Annotated in this window: 22 protein-coding genes; 16 read left to right on the top strand and 6 right to left on the bottom strand. The window is 51.6% G+C overall.

Features of this window, described 5'->3' with window-relative positions:
• Window positions 1–76 precede the first annotated feature (76 nt).
• Entirely contained in the window at window positions 77–343 is a 267-nt protein-coding gene (locus tag CBW46_RS04855) for an HPr family phosphocarrier protein (RefSeq protein ID WP_089198887.1), read from the top strand.
• A gap of 376 nt (window positions 344–719) precedes the next feature.
• On the opposite strand, the gene CBW46_RS04850 is transcribed toward CBW46_RS04855, so the two are convergent.
• Window positions 720–1,010 (bottom strand): DUF3817 domain-containing protein, encoded by a 291-nt coding sequence (locus CBW46_RS04850; RefSeq protein ID WP_089198886.1) that lies wholly within the window; start codon window positions 1,008–1,010, stop codon window positions 720–722.
• A gap of 182 nt (window positions 1,011–1,192) precedes the next feature.
• Here CBW46_RS04850 and CBW46_RS04845 point away from each other — a divergent pair, with 182 nt between their 5' ends.
• Window positions 1,193–1,945, top strand: coding sequence for a 3'-5' exonuclease (locus tag CBW46_RS04845; protein ID WP_089198885.1), 753 nt, complete (start codon window positions 1,193–1,195; stop codon window positions 1,943–1,945).
• 91 nt (window positions 1,946–2,036) lie between these two features.
• Entirely contained in the window at window positions 2,037–2,213 is a 177-nt protein-coding gene (locus tag CBW46_RS21195) for a hypothetical protein (RefSeq protein ID WP_165842197.1), read from the top strand.
• A gap of 89 nt (window positions 2,214–2,302) precedes the next feature.
• Here CBW46_RS21195 and CBW46_RS04840 read toward each other — a convergent pair whose 3' ends face one another.
• Complete coding sequence (locus tag CBW46_RS04840) at window positions 2,303–2,602, bottom strand: hypothetical protein (protein ID WP_243633174.1); 300 nt, start codon at window positions 2,600–2,602, stop codon at window positions 2,303–2,305.
• Between the two features lie 443 nt (window positions 2,603–3,045).
• On the opposite strand from CBW46_RS04840, the gene CBW46_RS04835 reads away from it, so the two are divergent.
• The 3 genes from CBW46_RS04835 (at window position 3,046) to CBW46_RS22015 (ending at window position 5,869) form a co-directional block, all read left to right on the top strand.
• Entirely contained in the window at window positions 3,046–4,575 is a 1,530-nt protein-coding gene (locus CBW46_RS04835; RefSeq protein ID WP_089198884.1) for an NAD(P)H-hydrate dehydratase, read from the top strand.
• Window positions 4,576–4,946: 371 nt separating this feature from the next.
• The gene (locus CBW46_RS22020; RefSeq protein WP_089198882.1) at window positions 4,947–5,330 is read left to right on the top strand and encodes an aldo/keto reductase; all 384 of its coding nucleotides are present in this window, start codon (window positions 4,947–4,949) and stop codon (window positions 5,328–5,330) included.
• Window positions 5,312–5,869, top strand: coding sequence for an aldo/keto reductase (locus CBW46_RS22015; RefSeq protein WP_165842196.1), 558 nt, complete (start codon window positions 5,312–5,314; stop codon window positions 5,867–5,869). Before CBW46_RS22020 ends, CBW46_RS22015 begins: the two co-directional genes overlap by 19 nt.
• On the opposite strand, the gene CBW46_RS04815 is transcribed toward CBW46_RS22015, so the two are convergent.
• On the bottom strand, window positions 5,864–7,081 hold the full coding sequence (locus CBW46_RS04815; RefSeq protein ID WP_089198880.1) for a CynX/NimT family MFS transporter: 1,218 nt from the start codon (window positions 7,079–7,081) through the stop codon (window positions 5,864–5,866). The genes CBW46_RS22015 and CBW46_RS04815 overlap by 6 nt on opposite strands.
• A gap of 226 nt (window positions 7,082–7,307) precedes the next feature.
• Between CBW46_RS04815 and CBW46_RS04810 the strand changes: the two genes are divergently transcribed.
• Window positions 7,308–7,949 (top strand): phosphatase PAP2 family protein, encoded by a 642-nt coding sequence (locus tag CBW46_RS04810; RefSeq protein ID WP_089198879.1) that lies wholly within the window; start codon window positions 7,308–7,310, stop codon window positions 7,947–7,949.
• Between the two features lie 149 nt (window positions 7,950–8,098).
• Window positions 8,099–9,181, top strand: a complete 1,083-nt coding sequence (locus tag CBW46_RS04805) for a glycosyltransferase family 4 protein (protein WP_243633210.1) — start codon at window positions 8,099–8,101, stop codon at window positions 9,179–9,181.
• Window positions 9,182–9,196: 15 nt separating this feature from the next.
• On the opposite strand, the gene CBW46_RS04800 is transcribed toward CBW46_RS04805, so the two are convergent.
• Window positions 9,197–11,053: a cache domain-containing sensor histidine kinase gene (locus tag CBW46_RS04800; protein WP_243633173.1), complete on the bottom strand. Its 1,857-nt coding sequence runs from the start codon at window positions 11,051–11,053 to the stop codon at window positions 9,197–9,199.
• Window positions 11,054–11,135: 82 nt separating this feature from the next.
• Here CBW46_RS04800 and CBW46_RS04795 point away from each other — a divergent pair, with 82 nt between their 5' ends.
• The 6 genes from CBW46_RS04795 to CBW46_RS04770 all read left to right on the top strand — a co-directional run bounded on the left by CBW46_RS04795 (window position 11,136) and on the right by CBW46_RS04770 (window position 18,784).
• The gene (locus tag CBW46_RS04795; protein ID WP_089198877.1) at window positions 11,136–12,548 is read left to right on the top strand and encodes a response regulator transcription factor; all 1,413 of its coding nucleotides are present in this window, start codon (window positions 11,136–11,138) and stop codon (window positions 12,546–12,548) included.
• 132 nt (window positions 12,549–12,680) lie between these two features.
• Window positions 12,681–13,838, top strand: a complete 1,158-nt coding sequence (locus tag CBW46_RS04790; protein WP_089198876.1) for a Gfo/Idh/MocA family protein — start codon at window positions 12,681–12,683, stop codon at window positions 13,836–13,838.
• A 54-nt stretch (window positions 13,839–13,892) separates the two neighbouring features.
• Window positions 13,893–14,939 (top strand): zinc-dependent alcohol dehydrogenase family protein, encoded by a 1,047-nt coding sequence (locus CBW46_RS04785; RefSeq protein ID WP_089198875.1) that lies wholly within the window; start codon window positions 13,893–13,895, stop codon window positions 14,937–14,939.
• Between the two features lie 29 nt (window positions 14,940–14,968).
• Window positions 14,969–15,829, top strand: a complete 861-nt coding sequence (locus CBW46_RS04780) for a sugar phosphate isomerase/epimerase family protein (RefSeq protein ID WP_089198874.1) — start codon at window positions 14,969–14,971, stop codon at window positions 15,827–15,829.
• An 86-nt stretch (window positions 15,830–15,915) separates the two neighbouring features.
• Window positions 15,916–17,205: an MFS transporter gene (locus CBW46_RS04775; RefSeq protein WP_089198873.1), complete on the top strand. Its 1,290-nt coding sequence runs from the start codon at window positions 15,916–15,918 to the stop codon at window positions 17,203–17,205.
• A gap of 142 nt (window positions 17,206–17,347) precedes the next feature.
• Window positions 17,348–18,784: an ABC transporter substrate-binding protein gene (locus CBW46_RS04770; protein WP_089199329.1), complete on the top strand. Its 1,437-nt coding sequence runs from the start codon at window positions 17,348–17,350 to the stop codon at window positions 18,782–18,784.
• Window positions 18,785–19,061: 277 nt separating this feature from the next.
• Here the strand turns inward: CBW46_RS04770 and CBW46_RS04765 are convergent, their stop codons facing one another.
• Window positions 19,062–19,946 carry a LysR family transcriptional regulator gene (locus tag CBW46_RS04765; protein WP_089198872.1) on the bottom strand — a complete coding sequence of 295 codons (885 nt, stop codon included), beginning with the start codon at window positions 19,944–19,946 and terminating at the stop codon, window positions 19,062–19,064.
• Between the two features lie 333 nt (window positions 19,947–20,279).
• Here CBW46_RS04765 and CBW46_RS04760 point away from each other — a divergent pair, with 333 nt between their 5' ends.
• Entirely contained in the window at window positions 20,280–21,512 is a 1,233-nt protein-coding gene (locus CBW46_RS04760; RefSeq protein ID WP_089198871.1) for an aminopeptidase, read from the top strand.
• 504 nt (window positions 21,513–22,016) lie between these two features.
• On the opposite strand, the gene CBW46_RS04755 is transcribed toward CBW46_RS04760, so the two are convergent.
• The gene (locus CBW46_RS04755; RefSeq protein ID WP_089198870.1) at window positions 22,017–23,390 is read right to left on the bottom strand and encodes a sugar porter family MFS transporter; all 1,374 of its coding nucleotides are present in this window, start codon (window positions 23,388–23,390) and stop codon (window positions 22,017–22,019) included.
• A gap of 133 nt (window positions 23,391–23,523) precedes the next feature.
• Here CBW46_RS04755 and CBW46_RS04750 point away from each other — a divergent pair, with 133 nt between their 5' ends.
• Complete coding sequence (locus CBW46_RS04750) at window positions 23,524–23,928, top strand: glycosyltransferase (protein WP_424445931.1); 405 nt, start codon at window positions 23,524–23,526, stop codon at window positions 23,926–23,928.
• Window positions 23,929–23,931 lie beyond the last annotated feature (3 nt).

The raw sequence follows: 23,931 nt of genomic DNA, 5'->3' as shown, positions 1-23,931 counted from the left end.
GCGAATTGTGTTGTAACATGTGGATATACGCGAGACATCATCTGCCGAACAGCCTGTAGTTAAAGGAGGTAGAGCAATGAGAGTACACGAGATCCAAATTTATCAGGACTTGCCGGCGCAGTACGTACAGGAAATCGCTTTGAAGGCAGGCGCTTTCCGCTCGGACATCAAGATTAAATTTGAAGAGCAGGATATCCAACTTGACGCAAAAAGTATTCTTGGCATGCTGCTGCTCCCCTTTCGCACCGGAACAAAATTGAGAATTCAAACCAAAGGCACAGATGAAGAAGAGGCGATTGCTATGATGTGCGACCTACTGGAGATGAAAACGGTCCAGGAGTAGCGATCCTGCGGTATACGCTTCAAGCTAAGGGGCCGTCCCAAAAGTAGTGCTTCACTGCAATTGGTCGCCCTCGTCTTTCGAAGTTTTAAGTGACAAAGGCGTGAGCTTGGGGGAACATGGCCCCTAAGCTCACGCTTTTTGGTTCATCATCGCCCACATGAGCAGTTTATGGGCCAGTGAACGCCACCCGAACATCGAGACTCAGTTTGCGTAAGTCGCGAAGCAGAAATCGCCGGAAGTTTCGGTTGCCGTTCATTTGTCCAAACACACGCTCCGGTTCAATCATTCGGCGAACAGAAAGTAGGTACCCGTCGACAGATTCATGCTCCAGCTCACGTACCCGGCTTCTATAAGGAACCGAGTAGCCGGTACAAACTTATGGTACTCGTTTCAGTCGCGCATCAAGTACGAACGTACCGAAAGGTATGAGCGAGGCGATGATAGCACCAACCACGCGCACCACGGACCAACGTTGGGCAAAGCTCACATGCGCTAATGTCAGCATGAACAAGATAAACAGCACACCATGCAGCATGCCAACTACTTTTACAGCTATCGGCCAGCCTGCAAAATGTTTTAACGGCATCGCAATCCCAAGTAACACCAGAAACGAAATCCCTTCATACAGTGCTACGAAACGAAAGCGTCCCAGCGGCGTCGTGAACATAGGCAGATTCCTCCTTGTATGTATGAAATTGATATATAACCCATTATACATGAAATCCATGAATTCGCCGCAGGTACAATCCTGCTTTTTACTGTGATGGCGGATGATTGTGCACTTGGTAACGAAAAGTTCTTTGGTTTTGGCTCGTTGGCATGGTATTGTTGTAAAGGAGGTAGTTGCTTATGAATTATATTGTTATGGATCTCGAATTTAACGGCAGAAAACATTATGATATCTATCCAATGGAAATCATCGAAATCGGTGCGGTTAAATTGGATAGAAATTTGAATATTATAGATACCTTTCAGAGCTACATCAAACCGAAGTTTGAAGTCAACCGTTTTGCTTTGAAATTCTGCGGCATCGAAAAAGCCACGCTGCAAAAGAGCGACTGTTTTACCGACGTCATAAGCCGTTTTATTGATTTCTGCGGCGATGACTACAAGTTGTTCGCCTGGGGCGGCAGTGATTTTTTTAATCTGTTCGTGGATTGCAAAGTGAACAGCTTGGACAATCAGTGGCTTAACCGCCTGATCGATTTGACTCAGTTTTACGACGGCGGTCTGCAGCAGGCGTTGGAAGCTCACGGCCTGACGGCGCTTGGTCAACACCACTCTGCTTTGGATGATGCTCTTAACGCGGCGCAATTAGTAAAATTGAAGCCGGAAATCCTTGAATCGGAGCAGTATTTCATGCCAAATGAGTTCAAGATCTGCACCGGAGGCATCAAAAAGTGGATTTCCATGTCGATTGACAAAGCGGTAAAGGACGGTACGCTGTTGACGTGGCAGCAGTTCCGCAGGAACCCCAAGACAAACGCCTATCTCTCGATCATGAACTTGAATCCCGCTGAGGTAGGAATGGTTGAAACGTTGTTCAACAAATTTTGGTCGCAAAAATACGGACGTAAGCTCAAAAAATTGCAGCTCGCCTGATCTACCGGGAGAGCTGCTTTTTGTATGTACATAATTATCTGTGCAAAAGGCCATTATAATATCTACCAACTTGACAGGGGAGGTCCGCTGCATGGAAAAAGATACGCTGAAATTCGAAGAAGAGCATGATCAAGTCGACTCAGTTGTAGAGGAAGACATTGAAGCTCATGACCGTCCCGGTCTGAGAATCGATGATAACAGTGAGCATGTCGATTTGGACGAGCGCGGACATATTCAAACCCATGACCATCAGGATGTCTGGACCTGACTGCGCGCTGGCAACGAACTTCGATTGAGGCACCCTGTCCGCGCCACAAGTATTGAGTGGGGCAATGGACAGGGGTCTTCGATTTTATTTTAAGAAGCGCTTTGCAATATTTTTGCTTCCAGGTTAGCACGGATCATACCAATTCTCTGTCGCACGTAGAAGTCGTACGCCGCGCCTCGCAGGTCGCTGAGAGATAATTGCAGATCCGTGTGGTTATCTATGATGGTCATCGATCCGTTCTCGAAAAATTTAAAAGTCAAATCAGCCCACGTGTAAGAAGTTGTATCTAAAATTTTGTCAATTTGGCTTTCTGTCATCTCTTCGCTGTTGGTCATCATTAAATGTTTATAGTAATCGCGCTCAATAAACCTCATATTTGTTACCCGCAACGGTCTACACCCCTCTCACATAATACGAACATTAGTTCTGTATGTTTAATTATACCAAACATTTGTTCGTAGTCAAGTAATAGTTTCCAAAAAATCCCCTACCGACCATGAATTAGACTGGAGTGGCAGTCCACGGCCAGAATGACTCAGATGCCGGAACCACGCGCGCCACATAGAACAGCTGACATACTCGGATGTTCACGCGCTGATGCTGTCCGGACGCAGAAGAGCGCTGCTTCACGCGAGCATCGGTGCCTTCGCAGCTGTTTAGCGTCCGAGCGTCCACACTCTGTCGAACATTCACGCATCGTCTTAATGACGCGCCTAAAGTGCAATCGCCCGCCCGGTCGTGGCCGGCAGAAGGCCCAAATAACGGCTGATATGCTATAATATATGGAAATGCTTTCAACGCTGAATAGCGAATAGGGAGGGGTCAAGCCGAGGTGTATGTAGTTACATCAAAGGAAATGAGAGAAATGGACCGTTATACCATTGAGCAGATTGGTATTCCTGCACTGGTACTAATGGAAAACGCAGGCAGGGCTGTCGCTGAGGAAGTGCTATCTTACAACCAACCAGCTCTGCAAAGGGTCGCAATTCTGCTTGGCAAGGGCAATAACGGGGCTGATGGGATCGTGACGGCCCGGCACTTGTTGGACGCAGGGCGCGAGGTTAGGTTGATCTACGCCGTCGATCCGGCGGATTTGGCCGGCGATGCGGCGGTTCAGCGCGCCATTGCTGAGAAATTGAACATCCCCTTCGATATCTATGATTCTGACTCGATGATGCATTGGGATGATTTTGACGGCATCATAGATGCTTTATTGGGCACGGGCAGCCGTGGAACGCCCCGAGACAATATCGCGTCGCTAATACGGGCGGCGAATGCTAGCGGGCTGCCGATATTCGCGATTGACGTCCCAAGCGGGCTAAATGCAGATACTGGTGCCGTGCATGATCCATGCGTTCACGCGACTATAACTGTCGCCTTGGGTTTCACTAAGAGGGGTATTGAGCAGCAGCCCGGCGCAGCGTACGCGGGACAAGTTGTGGTGCGTTTTATTGGTATTCCTCGGGACACAGCTGCCAGAGTAGGCGTTTCTACGTTCCGGACCAATGAACGTTTGCTCACAGACAAACTGCACGTGGATAGGCACTGGGCACGGAATGCCAATGCGCACAAAGGCTCTTATGGGCATGTGCTGGTAGCGGCAGGCAGCAGGCCCATGGGCGGAGCCGGACTACTGTGCGCTATGGCGGCCCTGAGGGCGGGCAGCGGGCTGGTCACGTGGGCGCTGCCGGACAAACTGCTCGATCCGATGCTCGGACGATTGCCTGAGGCCATGCTGCGGGGACTGCCCGACGGCGGGCTAGGAGATTGGCGGGAAGTCCGTGCTGAGCACCTGACTGAACTGGCGGCGGGCAAATCCGCCATGGTGTTCGGTCCGGGAGTTGGACGCTGGGAGAACGATTCGCATTGGCTGCGTAAGGTATGGGAGACAACGACATGCCCGTTAGTGCTTGACGCAGACGCTTTGAACATGATCAGCTCCGCACAGGATTTTGGCCGTTGGCCGGCCCGCACAGCTCCGGTCATTTTAACGCCGCATCCGGGCGAAATGGGGCGTCTCGCCGGCAAGGAGACCGCTGAAGTTCAGCGGGACCGTATTGATATCGCACGCCAGTATGCAGAGAGGCATAATGTCACGCTTGTGCTGAAAGGTGCCCGGACGGTGGTAGCCACGCCGGAGGGAGAAGTGTTCATCAACCCGACCGGCAACCCGGGTATGGCTACTGGCGGCACGGGAGATGTATTGGCCGGTATGACGGCGGGCTTGTTGGCGCAAGGCATGTCATCGGCTCAAGCGGCCGTGCTGGGCGTGTATTTGCACGGAGACGCGGGCGACCGGGCGGCCGCCGCCAGACGCTCTGCGGCGTCGCTCGTCGCCAGCGACATTTTAAACTATTTATAATCGAGCTAATCAAATCAAATATAACATGACCAAAAGCAGGGCGTAGGCGGAAGGTTGATCGAGCTTGCACTGAAAACAGCGGCAGATCTAGGATACGGTGTGCTCCTGCTGATTGGGGCACCGGGTTACTATCCCAAATTCGGATTTCTCCCCGCGAGAGCTCACGCACTGGACCTGCAACAGTTTAAAGTGCCCGACAATGTGTTTATGGTTCGCGAGATTCGGGCGGGGCAGCTTGCTCAGATAAAAGGGCGAGCTAACTTACCCACCGGCGTTTTTTGACAGCTGACAATGTAACTAAGGAGCGTGTGTGGAATGGAATACGGCAGATTGGGCCGCAGCGGCTTACGGATTTCTAAAATTAGTCTTGGTTGCTGGAATTTTGGCAGTGCGCATCCCCGTTATGGCATTCCCGGCAAAGTCACTCCCGAGAATCGATCCGGCTAATCCACCACGCCTATGACCTTGGGATCAATCTCATTGATAACGCGAACCGGTATACCGGCGGTGTAGCGGAGGAGATTCACGGCAGGGCGATGAAAGGCCGGCGCACCGACTTTGTCGTGGCCACGAAGCTGGTGAAGCGTGTCGGTCACCGCCCGAATGATGAGGGACTGTCACGGGTACATATCATGCAGGAAGTGGAAAATATTTTGCGGCGGCTTGATACCGATTATGTAGATCTGCTGCAGGCGCATGATTGTGGACTGGGGCACGCCGCTGGAAGAAACGCTGCGTGCTTGTTGACGACTTGATTCGTCAGGGCAAAGTGCGCTACATCGGATGTTCCAATTTTCCGGCTTGGATGCTGGCGAAGTCTCTGTGGGTCAGCGATGTGAAAAACTTATGCAGCTTTATCTCAGTGCAGCCCAAATACAATCTTATCAGCCGTGAGGCAGAAAAGGAGCTCCAGCCGCTTTGCGTGGATCAAGGTGTTGGCATGATCATTTACAGTCCGGTGGAAGGCGGGATTCTGACAGGTAAATACGACTGTGGGATACCGGCGGGCAGCCGGGTGGATGAGAGCAATCCGCAGCTGCTGGATCGGGCCGCCAAAATGCGGTTGCACGTCCAACGATTGCAACAGCCGCTGCGAGTGCTCAGGGAGGTGGCAGACGAGCTTGGCAGAACCCGGTCACAGGTCAGCTTAAACTGGCTGATCAACCGGCCTGCCGTATCATCCGCGATCATTGGTGCAACGCGCCCGGAACAGATTGAGGAAAATGTTGGCGCGACAGGTTGGACGATGCCTCCGGAGCTGGTCAAAAAGCTGGAGGATGCGTTTGAGTTATGAAGGTCCTTCTGTACGGCTGCTTGTTACATACCCACTTCGCCCGGCACCGAGTCCCACGGCTAGCAGCAGAACGCTTACGATAACAAGGGTCATCAGCGGAACCGCCCAAGCCTGGGTTAAATCATGGAAAAAGCCGAATGAAATAGGGCCGAACGCTGCCAGCAAATAGCCGATCGATTGCGCCATGCCCGATAATTCTGACGCTTGCTGGGCGCTGCGTGTTCGCAGACCGAAGAAAGCGAGCGCCAAGCTGATGCTCGATCCGACCGCAATACCGATGCAGATAATCCAGACCCACACAAGTGAGGTGTTGCCGCTTAGCAGCCCTAGATAACCTATCAGATGAAACAACACTGTCACAATCACGATGCCTCTTTGGCTGGCTCTGTGCGCCGCGAGAATTGGAACGATAAACGAGGTTGGCAGGCTGACGAATTGCATTGCCGACAGCATCCAACCCGCCTCTGCGACGTTCATACCCCGTTGGTGCAAAATTTCGGGCAGCCAAGTGGCGTTGATGTAAAACAACCACGACTGCAATCCCATAAACAAGGTCACCTGCCATGCCAAGGCAGAGCGCCAGATCGAGCCGCCGGCAGCCGAGGCGTAAGATGTATGGCGTGCCCGAAGCTGCGGCAGCCAACATAGTATGGCCAATCCGCCAAGCACCGCCCAGCTTGCGAGGGAACCGCGCCAACCGAGTCCGGCCCCGACCGACAGCGGAACACTAATGCCAGAGGCTAGGGCGCCGAATATATTCATCGACACGGAGTATGCACCGGTCATCGCCCCCACATGTCCGGCGAAATCCCGTTTGATCAGCCCCGGAAGCAGCACGTTACCAATCGCGATAGCCAAACCGATAATGAATGTGCCAATGAATAAGGTCAATACCGTCGGATACGAGCGCATTAAAATACCAAGCGTTAAAACTATCAAGCTTGCGAATAATGTCTTCTCCATGCCGATCCGTTGAGCGATTTTGGGCGCGATTGGGGACAGTGCGGCGAAAGCAAACAGCGGCAGAGCAGTGAGCATGCCGGTGATCGCATTCGACAGATCCGTGTCCGCTCGAATCGCTTCCACTAAAGGCCCGAGTCCGGTGATGGCAGCCCGCAGATTGGCAGCTACCAACAAAATACCCAATACCAGCCATGCAGTCTTAATTCTAGAACGGACTGGCTGGCTGGTTTGAGCTTCATTAACAATCATATAGAAGACACCCGCTTTCTTGTAAGAAACAAACGATCTCTTTATCATATAAAAAAAAGCTAGAGCGGGCAAGGTAAGGACAGACAGCAGGTCAATCAGTGGCCGCTGTTTTTTGTGCTATGGCATGGACTGGATTTTTTCGAATGAACTGTGCAAAAATAGAGGGGTTACGTTGCAACTAGCCGCAAACTCGGCTTTATTCCCAATCAGGAGGTATTTTTGCAGCATGAATATGAAGTGGCAGTTCACTGCAGCCTTTCTCGTAAGTCTCGCATGCGCGGTTGGCTTCGGCCTGGTAGCTCTTCTCGTTGACGCGGAGCGGCTGGCACAATTCGATGCAGTCGTGATGAGCTGGATCCAAGGGTGGCGCTCACCTGCTCTGACAAGTGTGATGAAGTTCTTTACCTTCATTGGTGCAGGGCTGCCTGCGGTGGTCATCTCCGGATTTATCATGTTTATTCTTTATACGCTGCTTGGGTTTAGACGAGAGTTGATCTTTTTCTTATGGGTGACCGTAGGTTCGGCGCTGCTCAATGTGGCGCTTAAGTCGATCTTTCAGAGAACGAGACCTGATATAAACCGTATCATTGACGCCAGTGGTTACAGCTTTCCAAGCGGACATTCCATGGCAGCGTTCAGCGTGTATGGTGTTGTTACTTTCCTGCTATGGAAGCATATTCACAATAAGGCGGCACGAGTGGCACTGCTGTGTGCGGCGGCTGCCATGATCCTGGTGATCGGCATCAGCCGTGTTTATTTGGGCGTACATTACCCCAGTGACGTGGTAGGAGCCTATTTGGCAAGCGGCTTTTGGCTTACCTTCTCGGTGTGGTTTTTTCAACGGTATGAGCACCGGCGGGGGCGCTGACTGAGATGAAGGCGGTGAGCCCTTTAAAGCTGCCGCACAAAAAGTGGTCAATTCCCAGACAGGTTAGGCAGTGTCGGCATAGTATACATAGATCAGCGAACATCTCTTGTCGATTCCCCAACCGTGAGGTGATAACTTTGCGTATTTTGATGGTCGCTCCCGAACAGATCCCCGTTCCTGGCAGCGGTTCGGTGGAAATATGTATACTTGCCATCGCGAGGCGCCTCGCCCAAAAGCATGAGGTAACGATTGTGAGCAGACAATCGCCTCATTTGAGTGGAACAAGCCGGATTGGCAATGTGACTATTATTCGCGTGCCGACAGGCACCGAGGAGAAATATACCGCTTCTGTACTGGAGTATATAAGAGACAAGACGTTCGACGTCATTCAAGTGGATAACCGGCCTCATTGTATGGCGCAAGTAAAGTCGGCTGCACCGCACACCCCGGTAGTTTTATTTCTCCATTCATTAACGTTTGTGCCGCGGAGACAGAAGGTTGCCGACAGCTTGCGGCACGCCGATTTGATCATTGCCAACAGCCGGTCGCTGAAGCAAAATTTAAGCCGAATGTTTCCAATCTGCCGGCATGTCATACGTACGGTCCATCTCGGGGTAGATCTGGCGAGGTTCAGCACACCTACGACGCAGCAAAAATGGCGAAGTAAACGAACCTATAAGGTGCGCCGCTCGTTCACCGTGCTGTTCGCCGGAAGAGTGATTCCACGCAAAGGTGTGAATGTGCTGCTCGACGCGATGAGCATAGTGCGAAAGGTGGTACCATTCGCGCGGCTGTTGATAGCGGGTAGGGGCAGTAGGAGTTATGTCGGCAGCTTGAAGGCCCACGCCCGACGCCTGCGTGTTCCGGCAAGATTCATGGGCAAAATCCGACATGACAACATCCACCGCATTTACCGCGCAGCGGATTGTTTCGTTTGCCCTTCGCAGAGGCATGAAGCGTTTGGCCTCGTCAATGTGGAGGCCATGGCTACAGGTGTGCCTGTTATAGCGTCCAATATCGGCGGCATCAAAGAAATTGTAAAGCATCGGCAAAACGGCTATCTGATCAACGACTACCGGAATCCGCTCAAGTTTGCGCTCCCTATCATCGAGCTTGCGAGGAACCGGAGGGCGGCGAAAAAAATGGGCGGCGCAGCCCGGCGCACGGCACTCAGCCGGTTCAGTTGGCGCAGAACGGCTGCCAAATTGGAAAAATTATATGCCCGGTTCTAGAGCCCATCACTGGGCTCATTTTATCGCGGCGGCCGCCAGCGGCTGCTGTGGAGCCGCGGCAACTTGCCGGCGGTAAGGCACATACATTTCGACTTGTGTGCCAACGCTTGGAACCGCTGTGATGTTGAAGTCAATCTCATTGTTATAAGCGAGCAGAAAACGGCGGTATACATTGTAGATGCCGGTGTGCTTCTGAAAATAGGGATCAATAACTTCACCTTTTGACTGTATCAATGGTGTCAGCTTTGCCAGGATGTCTGCGGGTATACCGCCCCCCGTATCGCGGACCGCAATATACAATAAATCCCCTTTGAGCTCGGCTTGGATCGTGACCAGGAACTCATCGACACTCATGCTCGGGCTCCAGCCGTATTTAATGGCGTTTTCGACAAACGGTTGAATGCTTAGTTTCATAACCGGAATGTCCAAGCACGCCGGGTCCACCAGGAATTCGGCGTAGACATCGCTGCCGTTGCGGTAGTAGTGAATCTTCAGGAAGTTCTTAATATATGAGAGTTCATCTTTTAGGGGGGACCATCCGCCGTCGTTCCTGACATTGTATCTCATCATTTTGGAGACCGACTGCACCATCTCTCCGACCGCTTCACCGTTATTACGAGCGGCGTATGATTCAACCGTTTCCAGCGTGTTGAACAAAAAATGCGGATTAATCTGGGCTTGCAGCTGCAGCAGTTCGCGCTCTTTTTCTTTTAATTTGCTTTGGTAAACCTCTTGTTCCAGCCTTTGTAATTCCACCAGTGTCTGATTGTAGCGTGTGACTAGAAAGCCGATTTCATCGTTGCTGTGTTTAATATCGATGGGGGAGTAATCCCCGCAGCTGAGGCGTCTCATGCCTTCTTTTAATTTGTACAAGGGCATCAGAACAAATTTCATGACCGGAAACGCGATGACCAGGGCGGCCGCAAGACTGGCCAGCGCAATCAGCAGCGTAAGATGATACGATTGTTCCACGCCTTTATTGATGCTGTTCAGAGGAGCTAGCCAGACAAGCTTCCATCCGCCGTACGGAATATCGGTGAATGTAGCTTCATACTCAACATCCTGAGAGGTGAAGATCACCTCTTCGTTACGAGGCGATTGCCTATCCAAGGCGTAACGGAGCTTTTGCAGCAGTTCCGGCTGGACGCTCGTATGCGACACTGAAGTCCCTTTTGTATCATGGTATAATAACAGCTGGCCTTCTTGTCTATATGTGGTTCCGTTTGCGCTGAGCATGTTTTTGATGGCGTCTTCGCGGATCTCGATGATAAACCATGCAGTGATTTGTCCGTTATTTAAGTTGACCACAGGTCTCACAAAGGAAAATACGTTTTCCTGACTGGCAAGCGTGTAACCCATAGCGTGAGGCGCGGTCAATTCAGGTTTCCGCGTCAAGAGTGCCGACTTGTACAGAGGGTCTGCGGCAAACGAGTAATTTGGATTAAGTTGTTTTTGATATGAGTAAAAATAATGTTTTCCTTTTTGATCAAGGTACAAAACACCCAATATTTCGTGGTGGAACGGCAGTGTTTTTTTGAGAATTGGTTGAAACTGAATGATGTGGTTGGCCTGCGCCACCAAGTCGTCCGCCGGAGTGTCAAGAAATTTTTGGAAGTCAGCGTTAGTGAAAAGTTCATCGAATGACCGGCTTAGCTCCTGCAAATAGTTATCGATATCCTGGGAGACGAACTCCACATACTGCGATGATATGGACGCTGAATGCTCCGTGCTGGAACGAAACATGAAATATTGGGAGCTATAACCAACTACCATGGTGGGTATGATAGAAATGGTTGCTAATATGACAAAAAGCTTCTGTTTCAAAGATAGGTTTGCCATGTGGCGTCTTACTGCATTCAGAATTTGCCGCACGATTCATCTCACCTCGTACATAGAAGGATTGCTTGTCCGTATCAGAGATCTATTACTGGAAGCGTGTTAGGAGAAAGACGCTATGAAAATATGTATTGTCGACGATGAAAAGGAAGTCCGTTTGAGCATCATTCAAAAGTTGAAAACGTTATTTCCGCTGGCAGAGATTTTTGACGCGGGTTTCGGTCGTGACGCTTTGGCACAGATCACGGTGGTACAGCCGGATCTCGTCTTCATGGATATTCGCATGCCGGAGATGGACGGCCTGGCCATATTGCGTGCGCTGAGACCGCTGTACCCCGACTTGCAGGTTGTCATACTGTCCGGCTACGATGATTTCGAATACGCCCGGCAAGCATTGCATTTGGGGGCGACAGGATATTTGCTCAAGCCTGCCGACCGAGATGAATTAAGAGACATTGTACACAAAGTACAGTTGGACATGCAGGACCGATTTATGAAGGAAATAGAGGGCCATCTGCGCAGGCTGTCGGCCCAATATATATTTGTTCACGATATTCTCTGTTATAACACAAGCTTGTGGTTTGACGAAAGGCGATACAAGGCGATTTATTTTGGGAATACCGATGCACTGCGCAAGCGATGGCAGGAAAATGCGGGTGACATACTGGCCACCTTTTCGATTAACTTCGATTATGGGGGTGCTATTGTACAACAACAACCGGGCGCCGGCTCAGCAGGCTTTCGCGCGAAGGAGGACTTTGCAACTGCTTTGATTGCCGGCATCGAGAGATGGGAAAGTGAGCGTTTTTTCGATGGCGTCCGGGAGGACTCGCTTGCTAGAGGTAAAGCCCGCAAAGATGCGCACAAGCAGGCTGCACAGCGTCGTCAAGACATACTCGCTGCTGCGAAAACCGGCAATTACGAGCAGCTTAAGTCCGCTCTAGAAGAGTGGCTCGGGTACCTGGAAGACTTGGATTTCACCTCGCTGAGGAAAGAATGTGTCAATTTGATGGCATTGCTCGATGAGGGGCTGTCAAAGCCGGATGTGGTGTTTTTGGAGGAAGAAAAAATTCACTATTGGTGGCAGTGGGTCGCCAAGCATAAAACCTGGGTCGAGCTGCGGGAAAGAATTCGGCACTTTGTGTTGGATGGGATATACGCTGTGCTCCGCCTCGAGAGCCAGCCGAGTTTGCATTGGTTCGAGCAGGCGCTGCAGCTGGTGGATACATCGCACGACGCCAATCTCAGCCTGGAGTCTGTCGCTGAAGTAGTCGGAGTTCATCCTGTGACGTTGAGCCGGATTTTTAAGCAGCAGACCGGAGTCAATTTCGTCCGCTATATTGTCCGGCGCAGAATGAAACACGCACAGTACATGCTGCTGAATACAGATAAGAAAATCAATGAAATTGCTGAAGAAATCGGGTATGTAGACCATCGTTACTTCAGAACGTTGTTTAAGAAAGAATTCGGACTGACGCCGTCGGAATTCCGAAAACAGCACGGCAATAGTACTGCAGATGAAGCGGATTGACTTGGGAGGTTAAAAATTTCTCCCCCCAGGTTAAATTATTCCGCTTATTTGGCGTTTCATGAATTCTTATACTGTGTGTAAGGCAGCTGATGAAGTTACTTCTTAGACTGTGAGATGAAAGGAAATAGCGCTATGAACAAGATCAAAGTTGGAATCATCGGAACCGGATTTATCGGACCCACCCATATAGAGGCAGTGAAACGGCTGGGTTTCGTGGAGGTGGTGGGAGTGGCAGGCCGAACCAGGCAATCCGCCGAGAAGACGGCGGCAGAGCTTGGTATTCCGAAAGCATATGACGATCATCACCAGATGCTGGCCGATCCTGAGATACAAGTAATTCACAATTGTACTCCGAATCATCTTCATTTCTCGATTAACAAGGAAATTATTTTGGCGAGCAAGCACGTGCTATCGGAAAAACCGCTGGCGATGTCGTCGGCTGAGACAGCGGAGCTGCTTGCAATGGCCCGCCGGCACAAAGTTGTGCATGCTGTGAATTTCAATTATCGCCAATATCCGCTCGTGCAACAGCTTAGTGCGATGATACAAAATCAGCAGCTCGGCAAGGTGAACTTGATACACGGCAGTTATTTGCAGGACTGGCTGCTGTACGAAACGGACTATAACTGGCGGCTGGCTCCCGAAGCAAGCGGCCGGTCTAGAGCGGTAGCAGACATCGGTTCGCACTGGTGCGATACGGTGCAGCATGTAACCGGGAAAAAAATAGTGAAAGTGTTTGCGGATCTAGCCACGGTTTTACCTGTCAGAAAGAAGCCAAAAGGCAGCGCTGCAACGTTCGAAAGCATGCCAGACCAAGCTGAATTCGAAGACGTTGCGATAAACACTGAAGATTATGCCTCCGTTCTGCTGCACTTTGATGACGGCGCAAGAGGGCATTTCACCGTGTCCCAAGTAAGCGCAGGCCGCAAAAATAGACTGAGCTTCGAGGTGAACGGCAGTAAAAGCTCAGCGTACTGGAACCAGGAGGAGCCGAGCAGGCTGTGGATCGGTCATCGGGATAGGGCCAACGAAATACTTCTGGCAGACCCCGCTTTGCTGTCACCGGACGCAAGAGGCTTCATCCATCATCCCGGCGGACATAACGAAGGCTGGCCTGATGCTCTAAAGAACATGATGTTTAATTTTTATCATTTTATCCGGGAGGGCAAAAATCCTCTCACCGACAGAGCTCCTTTTGCCACGTTCGAGGATGGCCACATCTCGATGTGTATTACGGATGCGATTTTGGAAAGCAGCGAAAAAGGTAGCTGGGTCAGCGTCAACAGGTAAGCTCGAATTGGAGAATATGGACAGACGACAGTCGACCAAAATGGAGGGATTCACATGAGTACTATGAAGGGCGTCATTTTTCCAGGAGATAAACGAGTCGAAATTAAGGAGTTTCCGATCCCGACACCGGCTCAGGGTGAAGTATTGGTGAAGTTGAAAGCGTCGGCAATCTGCAGAAGCGATATGAGTTTGTATTACGGGAACGGACAAGCGGTCGTTGGAGGCGACGCAGCCAAGACCGGCGCGATCATTCCCGGGCACGAGCCGGCAGGTGTGGTCGAGCGAGTTGGTGATGGTGTGAACAGCATTAAGGAGGGAGACCGGGTAGCAGTTTACTTGGCTGACGGGTGCGGTGAATGCGCTCACTGTAAAAGCGGTTATATGATGTTCTGCAAATCATGGCAATGCATCGGGTTTGACCGGCATGGAGGAGACGCGGATTACATCGTCGTACCTGAGAAGAATTGCATGAAACTGCCGGATGGTTTGAGCTATGCGGCTGCTGCGGTATCGACGGATGCTGTTGGAACTTTGTATCACGCGCAAAAAAGATTAGGTATCTCCGGCAGAGACACGTTGGTGATCTTCGGTCTGGGGCCAATGGGTGGGGCAGGCATACTTGTAGCTAAAGCGCTTGGTGCAACCGTTATCGCAGTGGATATGATCGACGAACGGTTGGAGCTCGCTAAGGAGCTGGGCGCCGACTTCACCTTAAACGGAAAACATGTGAAGGTTGTCGAGGAGATTATGGCCATCACAAACGGCAGAGGGGCCGACGCTGCAATTGACTGTTCCGGGAACACACATGCGGAAAATCAGGCTCTGGATTGCGTACGGCCGCATGGGCGGGTCGCATTCGTCGGAGAATGCAAGGAATCGACCATCCGTCCGAGCGAGCAGCTGATTCGCAAACAAATTACGCTCATTGGCTCATGGTACTTCCCGATCCAGGAGTTCGATGAAATCACGGAATTGATCGTGAGAAAAAATATTCCGGTTGAGAAACTCATCACCCATACATTCCCGCTGGAAGAAGCGGCGACCGCATTCAGGCTGTTCGATGAACGCAAAACTGAGAAAGCAGTATTTATTTGGGAGTAACCATCACACTGACAGGAGGACGATCAACAATGAAAGGTATTTCATTCAATACTTGGGTGTACAGCTCTTTTCCTACTTGGGTGCCATCGTATCCGCTTGACGAAGTTATCAGAAGATTATCCCGTATGGGTTACGATGCGATAGAGATCGGCTGCGCCAGCCCTCATGCTTGGCCGGATTATGTGTCCGCCGAGCGCCGCAAAGAGATTGCAAAGTGCTTGCGGGAACATAACCTGGCAGTGTCCTCCATGCTTCCTGCGCCAGGGGGCGGACCGGGGAACAATCCCAGCTCTCCGCTGAAAGAGGAAAGGGAGTTTACGATCAAGCATTACAAAGACATCGTTCGATTGGCCAGCGATTGGGAATGCCCGACAGTCATGTGGATCGCCGGCTGGGTGGTGTACGGTATGAAGCAGACGGATGCATGGAATTACTCGGTGGAGGCACTCACGGAGGTCGCGCGTTATGCGAAAGAGTTGGGCGTCACGCTGGTGGTGGAGCCAACGCCGACCGACAGCAATCTGGTTGAGACGGCTGATGATGCGCTCATCATGAGCGAGCAGTCGGGTGAGTCCAATGTGAAAGTTATGTTTGATACGTTCCACGCATTGTACAGAAATGAAGTGCCAAGCGATTATGTTTACCGGATGAAGGACAAGCTCGGACATGTGCACATCAGTGATATCGACCGGCTGCCACCTGGGCAAGGCACATGCAACTTTGACTCCACGCTGAAAGCGTTAAAAGAAATCGATTACAAAGGCTATTTGGCGATGGAAGTCGGGTTCCACACCCGCAAGGCCGATCCGGACTGGTACGCGCAAACATCGATAGATTATTTGAAGCAAAAAATCACAGAAATTGGATGGAAGCAGCCGCTAGCAAGATAACATGACACAACGCCTTCGCCGCATGTCAACGTTGCGGCAGGCACAGGCGTTGTGTTGCACACTATCAGACAATTTGGGGTGGTAAAATGAACGCGCTTACGGGCAAGGAACGCAGTCTGTTCGGTCTGCCGATGCCGCTGATTTGGGGATATATCGCGACGCTAATTTTTATGGTGGGTGACGGGCTGGAGCACGGTTGGCTGTCTCCGTACCTGGTTGAGCAAGGGCTAACGATTCAACAATCGGCCACTCTGTTTACCGCCTATGGCGCCGTGTTGGCTGTCGCGTCTTACTTCTCAGGAGTACTGACGGAGGCTTGGGGACCGCGAAAGGCCATGATATTAGGTCTGGTGATATGGTTGGTCGGTCAAGTACTGTTCATCAAATTTGGATTAGAACAGCATAATTACGCAGTCATGCTGCCGACTTATGCGATACGCGGTTTCGGTTATCCGTTGTTTTGCTACTCGTTCTTGGTATGGGTCACTTACCGGAGTCCGCAAAAAGTGCTCGCAACCGCGATCGGAGTATTTTGGGCGGCCTGGATTGCAGGCTTGTACGTGGTGGGCAGTTACTTCCCGGCATACATGATTCCCAAAATCGGGTACATCGGCCTGCTATGGAGTGCTGTAGCTTGGGTTGTAGTCGGCGGTTTGATCGGAATCTTGGTGGTCAAGGGTGAGGTTGGCGAGCGTTCCACTAAGCCTAAGGAAACGTTCAAGAGCTTGATCAGCGGCCTTACCATTTGCGTGGAAAATCCCAAGGTCGCCATAGGCGGGATCGTTCGCACAATCAACACCACAGGTATCGGTGCTTTGCCAATATTTTTCCCGCTGTATTTGAATTCGCAATATGGATTCACCACCGAAGAATGGCTGCAGATGTGGGGAACAATGTGGGTTGCCAACATTGTATTTGACATAGTTATCCCTTGGATTAGCGACAAATGGTTGGGTTGGCGCAAGACAGTCATGTGGATCGGCAGCTTCGGCTGCGGCGTAATGACATTGGTTATGCTGTATACTCCGCAAATTTTTGGCCACAACTTCTTGATGTTAACGATCGCAGGCATGCTGATGGGTGCGGCGCTGACCGGATATGTGCCTATCTCCGCACTGGTCACGTCGCTGGCGCCTGACAAAAAAGGCTCCGCGATGGCCGTTGTCAACTTCGGTGCAGGCCTATCCTACTTCATAGCGCCGGCCCTCGTAGGCGCATTTATCGCTAGCATTGGTGTGCACGGAGTTATGTGGGTATTCGCGATCCTGTATTTTATCAGTGCGATTTTGATGCACTTTATGAAACTGCCTGCTGAAGAAAAACGGGAACAAGCTGGCGGGCTGGCTGGGAATTTGGCTGGCTCGGCGAAAGGATAACATTTGAAGTAGAGCTGCCGGGAGCCAGTCCGGCAGTTTTTTGTTGCACCTCCGGTGGCGACAATTCCCCCTTTGTTTTCAGCACAAGCATCTCATATACTCTTAATTAGAAGGCGACAGGGGGGATATCCAAGTGAAAAAAATGACAGTAAGTATACTGCTTTCACTATCCCTGATGCTGTTGTTAGCAGGCTGCGTCGGGAGCACACCTGATAACCGAGCGGAAGGCGGCGGCAGCGCGAGCGCTCCGTCCGGTGATGCTAAAAGGGTGCTTCGGATACTATACGCGACAGGTGAGGCGGGCTCGGAAGCGATCGCAGACGCCGTACAAAGCTATGAGAAGAAAACCGGCTGGAAAATCGAGGTGCATACTTTTCCATATAATAACCTGCAGGCCAAAGTGTTCTCCGAGTTAGCTGAGCAGAGTGGGCATTATGATTTGATCGCCATCGACACACCATGGGTGCCGAGAATTATCCAACACTTGGAGCCTATGACCTCTTACATCCGGACCTCACAAGCGCCGGACGCGATACAGCTGGAGGATTTCATCGCGAAAGCGTTTTTGGACACCTCCGTGTTCAAAGCAGATTCCCCTCAGACTAATCCTCCGCAGATGGATGAAATTAATTTAGAGCATATTGTGTCATCGGGTTTTGACATCTGGAGCCTACCGGTGCAGTCCAACGTGTTGACCGTCAGCTACAGAAAAGATTTGTTCGACAATCCGGCCAACAGGGAACAATTTAGGCAGCAGTTTCACCGTGAGTTAGCCGTGCCGCAAACACTGGATGAATATCTGGAAATTGCCAGGTTTTTCACGCGCGACACCAACAGTGACGGGACGGTGGACATGTATGGCACCACTTTAATGGCAGATATGAGTGAGGCGAACTTTGTTGATTTCAAATCATTTCTCAGCAGCTATGGGGGCACCATTTTCGATGATAACTTAAAACCGGCATTTAACAGCACCGAAGGTGTCCGCGCCTTGGAAACGTATGGAAGCTGGATTAACCAGCACAAAGTAACACCTCCGGGTGCGCTAACGTATACGTGGGAGGAAGTCTCAATCGTGTTCAACTCGGGCCAAGTGGCTATGGGCATGAATTATCACGATATGAAGCTGGACCCTAAGGTCGGCGGGCAAGTAGGCTACTTTCCTTTTCCGGGTGTAAAAATGGGGGAGCGCATCGTGCGCGGGCCGCATTTTGGTTCTTGGGGCATCGGCATAAACAAATACTCGAACAATAAACAAGCAGCCTACGATTTGGCGCAAACGCTGGCAAGCCCTGCAGCGCAGAAAGACTACTTAAAGTTTTACCAGCATGTCACGCGAAAATCGGCGTTCGACGCGGCTCGGTCTTTGCCAGATGCCAGCACCAGAGAGTACTACCAAGCGCTGGGTGAATCTCTCGAAGTCGGGGTGGGCCGACCTCGGATCACGAACTATGACCAGGTGTCGCAAGCCGTACAAGCTGCTGTCAACGACTATTTGACGGGCAAAAAAGATGCACAATCCGCTCTGAACGACGCAGCGGCCGAAGTCGATCAGTTGATGCAGCAAGCTGGGTATTAGCTGCGGACGAAGCGATGAAACAAGCCGGGGTTCAACCGCAGCCTAGCAAAGGTTTAACTGTGGTGAGAGCGTTGGGACGCGACCGCCCATCTATATTGGTAATGCATGTGAAAAGTCAGGTCGGTTGGCAGCAGGATTGTCAATTGGCTGGTGGATACGGACAGACAGTTAGTTGACGGTGGAAGCTTAGTCGGTTAGCGGTGCGCGGAACATAGTCGGTTAGTCGCGCGTCGGATGCGCACGTGACTATGGCGTGAGAGGTGCAGGGGGCTAGCAGTTAATTCTCATGATGAAAATAGTCCATGACAAATTGCAAAAAATGTTTGGCCGAGGGAGACAGATATCTTTCTTTGACCCACGCGACACCGATGATTCGTTGGCAGTGGGGCCAGATCACGGGTATCTTCACCAGGTTATGATTATTTACGCCTTTGACATCCGGTATCAGAGCAACGCCAAGCCCGGCTGCGACAAGCCCTGCCACAGTGGGCACTTCTTCTCCTTCAAAAGCGATCTTCGGCGTAAACCCGGACACCATACAGAGTCTGTCGATGATTTTCCGCAGTCCATAGCCGTTCTTGAACGAGACCATCGGCTCATCGGCTATCTCTTTCAATGCGATCGATTCGCGCTGCGCGAGCGGGTGGTCGATGGGCACAAACACGAACAGCTCCTCGCTCCATAATTCCTTCCATTCCACCCGCGCCGCCTCTGATGGAGATGAGAGCAGACACAGGTCGAGCGAACCGTTGACGAGCTGCTGCAGCAGCGATGAGCTGTTGTTCTGATTGAGCTGAAAACGCACATTCGGCAGTTTCTCACGGAACGCTACGATCAAATCCGGTATCAGATGGGAGCCAAGGGTATGCAGGAATCCCAAAGTGATCTCTCCCGCTTCCTCATCGAGCAAATTTTGAATTTCCAGCCTGCCCTCGTCATGTTCTTTTAAAATACGCTGCACCCGCTTGAGAAACAGCTGGCCGTAGCGGTTAAGCGTGATGGATCGGCCCTCGCGATGAAAGAGCGGAACACCCAGCTCCTGCTCCATGCGTGCGATAGAACGGCTTAGTGCTGACTGCGAGATAGACAAAAATTGAGCGGCCCTCGTCATATGCTCCATGTGGGCCACGGTCTGGAAATACTCGAGCTGCTGCCACTCCATTTGGAAATTCACCATCCTGTTTGATCTGAATTTTGTAAACTTAGTCCTAGTATACCACGGCGATGCAAGAGAACATTAGAATGAGATACTTTCACGGAGATACTTTGCGACGCTTGATTATTAGCTCCGGGTTCGTGATTCAAGGAAATATGGCTGGTACGATGGAACGCCTGTTGAGGCGGGGGGCGAGCACATATTCGTCTGCGCCAAAGCGTAGCCGTGTGGCTCATAGTTTACGTTCGCAATGGCAGCGCTGCGGGCAGATTGGATTTGGTTAAATTACACCTCAATATGTTAAAATAAACCTATCTCGCGTCAAGGAGGAATATGGCAATGGTTGATTTTAATGAAAAATTAGAAAAATACGCTGCTTTGGCAGTGCAGGTCGGAGTCAACGTTCAGCCAGGGCAAACCCTGGTTGTCACCGCGCCTCTAGCGTCTGCTGCATTCGTCCGCATGATCGCCAAAAGGGCTTACGCGGCAGGTGCGAACAACGTACATATTGAATGGTATGACGACGAAATCACCCGCATCAAATACGATATGGCCCCGGCAGAAACCTTTAAGGAATATCCGATGTGGCGGGCCAGAGGCTGGGAGGAAATGGCTGAGAACAATGCGGCATTTTTGTCCATCGTGGCGTCAAATCCGGATTTGTTAAAGGGCGTGGATCCGCAGAAGATCGCTGACGCCAATAAAGCTGCCGGGCAAGCGCTGCAAAAATACCGGAGTTATGCCATGTCGGATAAAATTAGCTGGTCGATTGTGGCGGTGCCTTCTGAAGATTGGGCGGCCAAGGTGTTTCCCGATGCAGACGAAAATCTTCAGATGGAGTCGCTATGGAACGCAATATTTGACGCGACTAGAATTAACACGGAAGACCCGATCGCCGCGTGGAGGGAGCATACGAAAACACTCGATGCCAAGGCGGCACGCTTAAACGAAAAGAATTACCGCGCGCTGCACTATCAAGGCGAGGGCACTGATCTAACTATTGAGCTGCCGCAGGGGCATCTGTGGGTAAGCGGCGGAAGTGAGAACGCGAAGGGAACTCCGTTCGTAGCAAATATGCCGACGGAAGAAGTGTTTACAGCTCCGAAGAAGGATGGAGTAAACGGCACGGTCCGCAGCACGAAGCCGCTTAGCTATGGCGGGAACTTGATCAAAGACATCTCGGTTACGTTTGACAAGGGAAAGATTGTCGACATACAAGCGGCAGAGGGACTGGATGTGCTGAAACGCTTGATTCAAACCGACGAAGGCGCGGCTTATTTGGGCGAAGTGGCGCTCGTTCCGCACCGTTCTCCGATCTCGGAAACGAATCTAGTGTTTTACAACACACTGTTCGACGAAAATGCTTCCAGCCATTTGGCTATCGGCAATGCCTATGCCTTCTGTCTCGCCGGCGGCAAAGAAATGTCTGAGGAAGAGCTGACGCAAAAAGGGTTAAACTCCAGCATTGTGCATGTCGATTTCATGATCGGCTCGGCAGATATGAATATTGACGGCGAGCTGCCGGATGGCACGAAAGAAGCCGTGTTCCGCGAGGGAAACTGGGCTTTTTAAGCGCAATCGCGCAAACGCGGTACCATCGAACTCCGGTCCAATTCTGACGTTAGCAGTGTATCAGTTGCATATGATCCCTTCGTGGACGGTTGGCCAGTAATAGAGTGCAGTGTCACATTGCACCGTATGGGCTTCTACTGCGAGGGGATTTTTTGCGTGCTAGGAGGCGGATCGTCCGGTGTTGGTAGGGCTGGGGGAGTTCACCGCTTCCCTCGGCCGGAGGTGGGATCGGCGGCGAAGTTCACGTTCATCTGAGCAGCGTCGGTGGACAGGGGGTGGACGTCAGAGCCATCCCGGCGGCGCCGTCCATTCCCGCTGTCCTGCTTACCTTGGCGCCCAGCGCTTCTTGCTCAGGTCTGGCCGAAGGCGGAGTAAAATTGCAGTATGACAGCGTTCTGAGCGCCCGCCAATGGAGAGCGCTTTCTTCAGACTGCCGGCCGAGTGGCGACTGTGCAGCAAATTTGGGAAGGGTGAGCACAGCCCCATGCGGCCGTTGCGCTTACGTTAACCTCGCTTGTCCCACAACCGTTCGATTTCTTCCAGTGATTTTCCTTTTGTCTCAGGCACTATGGTCGCACAGAATATAACGGCAATAACAGAAATGACCGCGAACAACCAGAATGTCGTGGTCGGTCCCAGGCTCTCGATGAGCATCGGGAAAAATTGTGAGACCATAAAGGTGGCCAGCCACAAGCTGAATGCAGCCACGGCTGTCGCCCTGCCCCTGACACGAGTCGGAAAAATCTCTGACAGCATCACCCAGACGACCGGTCCGAAGGACACGGCAAAGGCAGCCACATAGAGGAGGATAAACAGCAGTATCATAAGTCCCGCATCGGCTCCTGTGTAAAAGCCGTAGCCAACGGCAAACAATGACACCGCCATGACGCTGCCCCCGGCAACCAACAGTGCTTTTCGCCCGACTTTATCGATCAGCCAGAGCGCGAGCAAAGTAAATACAAAATTGACGACACCGATCCAAATGGTTTGCACAAGTGCGGCATTGGTACCGATACCCGTTTCCTCAAAAATTTCAGGCGCGTAATACATGATTGCGTTAATACCGGTAATTTGCTGAAGCACAGCGAGAACGATCCCGATAAACAGCGGCATCCGAAGCGACGGCGCTAAAAGCTCCCTGAGCGTGGCTGCATCCGTTTCTTTTAGCTTCAGCATTTCCTGCAACTCCGATTTTGCCGCATGTTTACCGTTCATCCGTTCCAAAATATCCAAGGCGCGAACTTCTTGGTTTTGCTTCATCAGCCAGCGGGGAGATTCCGGAATAAACATGAGAAGCACCAAATATAGAACACCCGGCACCACGCCGAACGCGAACATCCACCGCCACGCGTATTCAATGTCCCAGGGGTCGTCGCCGAAGCCGGCGATAAAGGCATTCACAAAAAAGGTGACGAAAATGCCTGTCACAACGGCCAACTGATAAATCGATACCAGCCTGCCGCGGTAGGCGGCGGGAGAGATTTCGGCGATGTACACAGGAGAGAGTGTGGATGCCATTCCTACACCGATTCCGCCAATGATACGGGCAATGACCAGCCCGGCCGTGGTATTCGGCAGTGCGGAGCATACTGCGCCGACCGTGAACAGCGCTGCGGCCGCAATGAGAATTTTTTTTCGCCCGAATCGGTCACTGAGCACGCCGGTTACTGCTGCCCCGCAAGCCGCCCCAAGGATCAAGCTTGACACGGTCCATCCCAGCATAGCGGCTCCCAATCCGAAACGGACTTCAATAAAGCCGATTGCCCCTGATATGACCGCCGTATCGTATCCGAATAAGAAGCCTCCGATCGCGGCCATGGTCGCGTAAAATGTTACATACCAGGAAAACGGTCTTCTGTGTTGCAATTCTTTGGCCATACATGTTTCACTTCCTTGCTTGCGTGATAAACCAGCTTTGCCAGCCATGGAAAGTCAAGGCGTGCTGTCATAAAATGTGTATTTGCGCGGGGGTTTATGCTAATCTCGAGTATTTTTTTACTGTGTTCAGCTGTTGTATGGCAGCCCAAACGTCGCTGAATGCCTACTGTTTCCTGTCGCGTGGGAGGAGCCCTTCGGTTTGGTGATGGTTGAAGCGATGGCGTGCGGTACACCGGTGCTCGCGTTGCGAAAGGGAGCGGTGCCGGAAGTGCTCCGTGGCTTCCCTCAGCTGATTTGCAGATCGCTGGACGAAATGGCCCGCAAGGTAGAGCAGCGCCGATTTCCAGCTCCAGAAGCATTGCGGAGGTATGTAAAGCGGCGGTTCACCAACGCGAAGATGACCGACGGTTACTTAAAGGTATACAGACAAGTGCTGAGCTCCTGGGAGAGGACAACGTTTTCCGGCACAAAAAATCCTCCCAAGCTGTGCAGCGCGTTGCCCGCAGAAGAGCTTGAAAGGATTTTGTGCCTACCGTGAAAG

The sequence above is a fragment of the Paenibacillus xerothermodurans genome (genome assembly GCF_002220865.2).
In the GTDB taxonomy this organism is placed as follows: Bacteria; Bacillota; Bacilli; order Paenibacillales; family NBRC-103111; genus Paenibacillus_S; species Paenibacillus_S xerothermodurans.
The sequence above is the reverse complement of the archived record's forward strand: the minus strand, read 5'-3'. Positions and strand labels throughout refer to the sequence as shown.

What these genes read in the sequence shown, in the direction of transcription:
- CBW46_RS04850 (WP_089198886.1), bottom strand. Translation starts at nt 1,010, where the DNA reads ATGTTCACGACGCCGCTGGGACGCTTTCGTTTCGTAGCACTGTATGAA.
- CBW46_RS04765 (WP_089198872.1), bottom strand. Translation starts at nt 19,946, where the DNA reads ATGGAGTGGCAGCAGCTCGAGTATTTCCAGACCGTGGCCCACATGGAG.
- CBW46_RS04785 (WP_089198875.1), top strand. Translation starts at nt 13,893, where the DNA reads ATGAGTACTATGAAGGGCGTCATTTTTCCAGGAGATAAACGAGTCGAA.
- CBW46_RS21195 (WP_165842197.1), top strand. Translation starts at nt 2,037, where the DNA reads ATGGAAAAAGATACGCTGAAATTCGAAGAAGAGCATGATCAAGTCGAC.
- CBW46_RS04760 (WP_089198871.1), top strand. Translation starts at nt 20,280, where the DNA reads ATGGTTGATTTTAATGAAAAATTAGAAAAATACGCTGCTTTGGCAGTG.
- CBW46_RS04780 (WP_089198874.1), top strand. Translation starts at nt 14,969, where the DNA reads ATGAAAGGTATTTCATTCAATACTTGGGTGTACAGCTCTTTTCCTACT.
- CBW46_RS04795 (WP_089198877.1), top strand. Translation starts at nt 11,136, where the DNA reads ATGAAAATATGTATTGTCGACGATGAAAAGGAAGTCCGTTTGAGCATC.
- CBW46_RS04815 (WP_089198880.1), bottom strand. Translation starts at nt 7,081, where the DNA reads ATGATTGTTAATGAAGCTCAAACCAGCCAGCCAGTCCGTTCTAGAATT.
- CBW46_RS04775 (WP_089198873.1), top strand. Translation starts at nt 15,916, where the DNA reads ATGAACGCGCTTACGGGCAAGGAACGCAGTCTGTTCGGTCTGCCGATG.
- CBW46_RS04845 (WP_089198885.1), top strand. Translation starts at nt 1,193, where the DNA reads ATGAATTATATTGTTATGGATCTCGAATTTAACGGCAGAAAACATTAT.
- CBW46_RS04810 (WP_089198879.1), top strand. Translation starts at nt 7,308, where the DNA reads ATGAATATGAAGTGGCAGTTCACTGCAGCCTTTCTCGTAAGTCTCGCA.
- CBW46_RS04755 (WP_089198870.1), bottom strand. Translation starts at nt 23,390, where the DNA reads ATGGCCAAAGAATTGCAACACAGAAGACCGTTTTCCTGGTATGTAACA.
- CBW46_RS04855 (WP_089198887.1), top strand. Translation starts at nt 77, where the DNA reads ATGAGAGTACACGAGATCCAAATTTATCAGGACTTGCCGGCGCAGTAC.
- CBW46_RS04770 (WP_089199329.1), top strand. Translation starts at nt 17,348, where the DNA reads ATGACAGTAAGTATACTGCTTTCACTATCCCTGATGCTGTTGTTAGCA.
- CBW46_RS04805 (WP_243633210.1), top strand. Translation starts at nt 8,099, where the DNA reads ATGGTCGCTCCCGAACAGATCCCCGTTCCTGGCAGCGGTTCGGTGGAA.
- CBW46_RS04790 (WP_089198876.1), top strand. Translation starts at nt 12,681, where the DNA reads ATGAACAAGATCAAAGTTGGAATCATCGGAACCGGATTTATCGGACCC.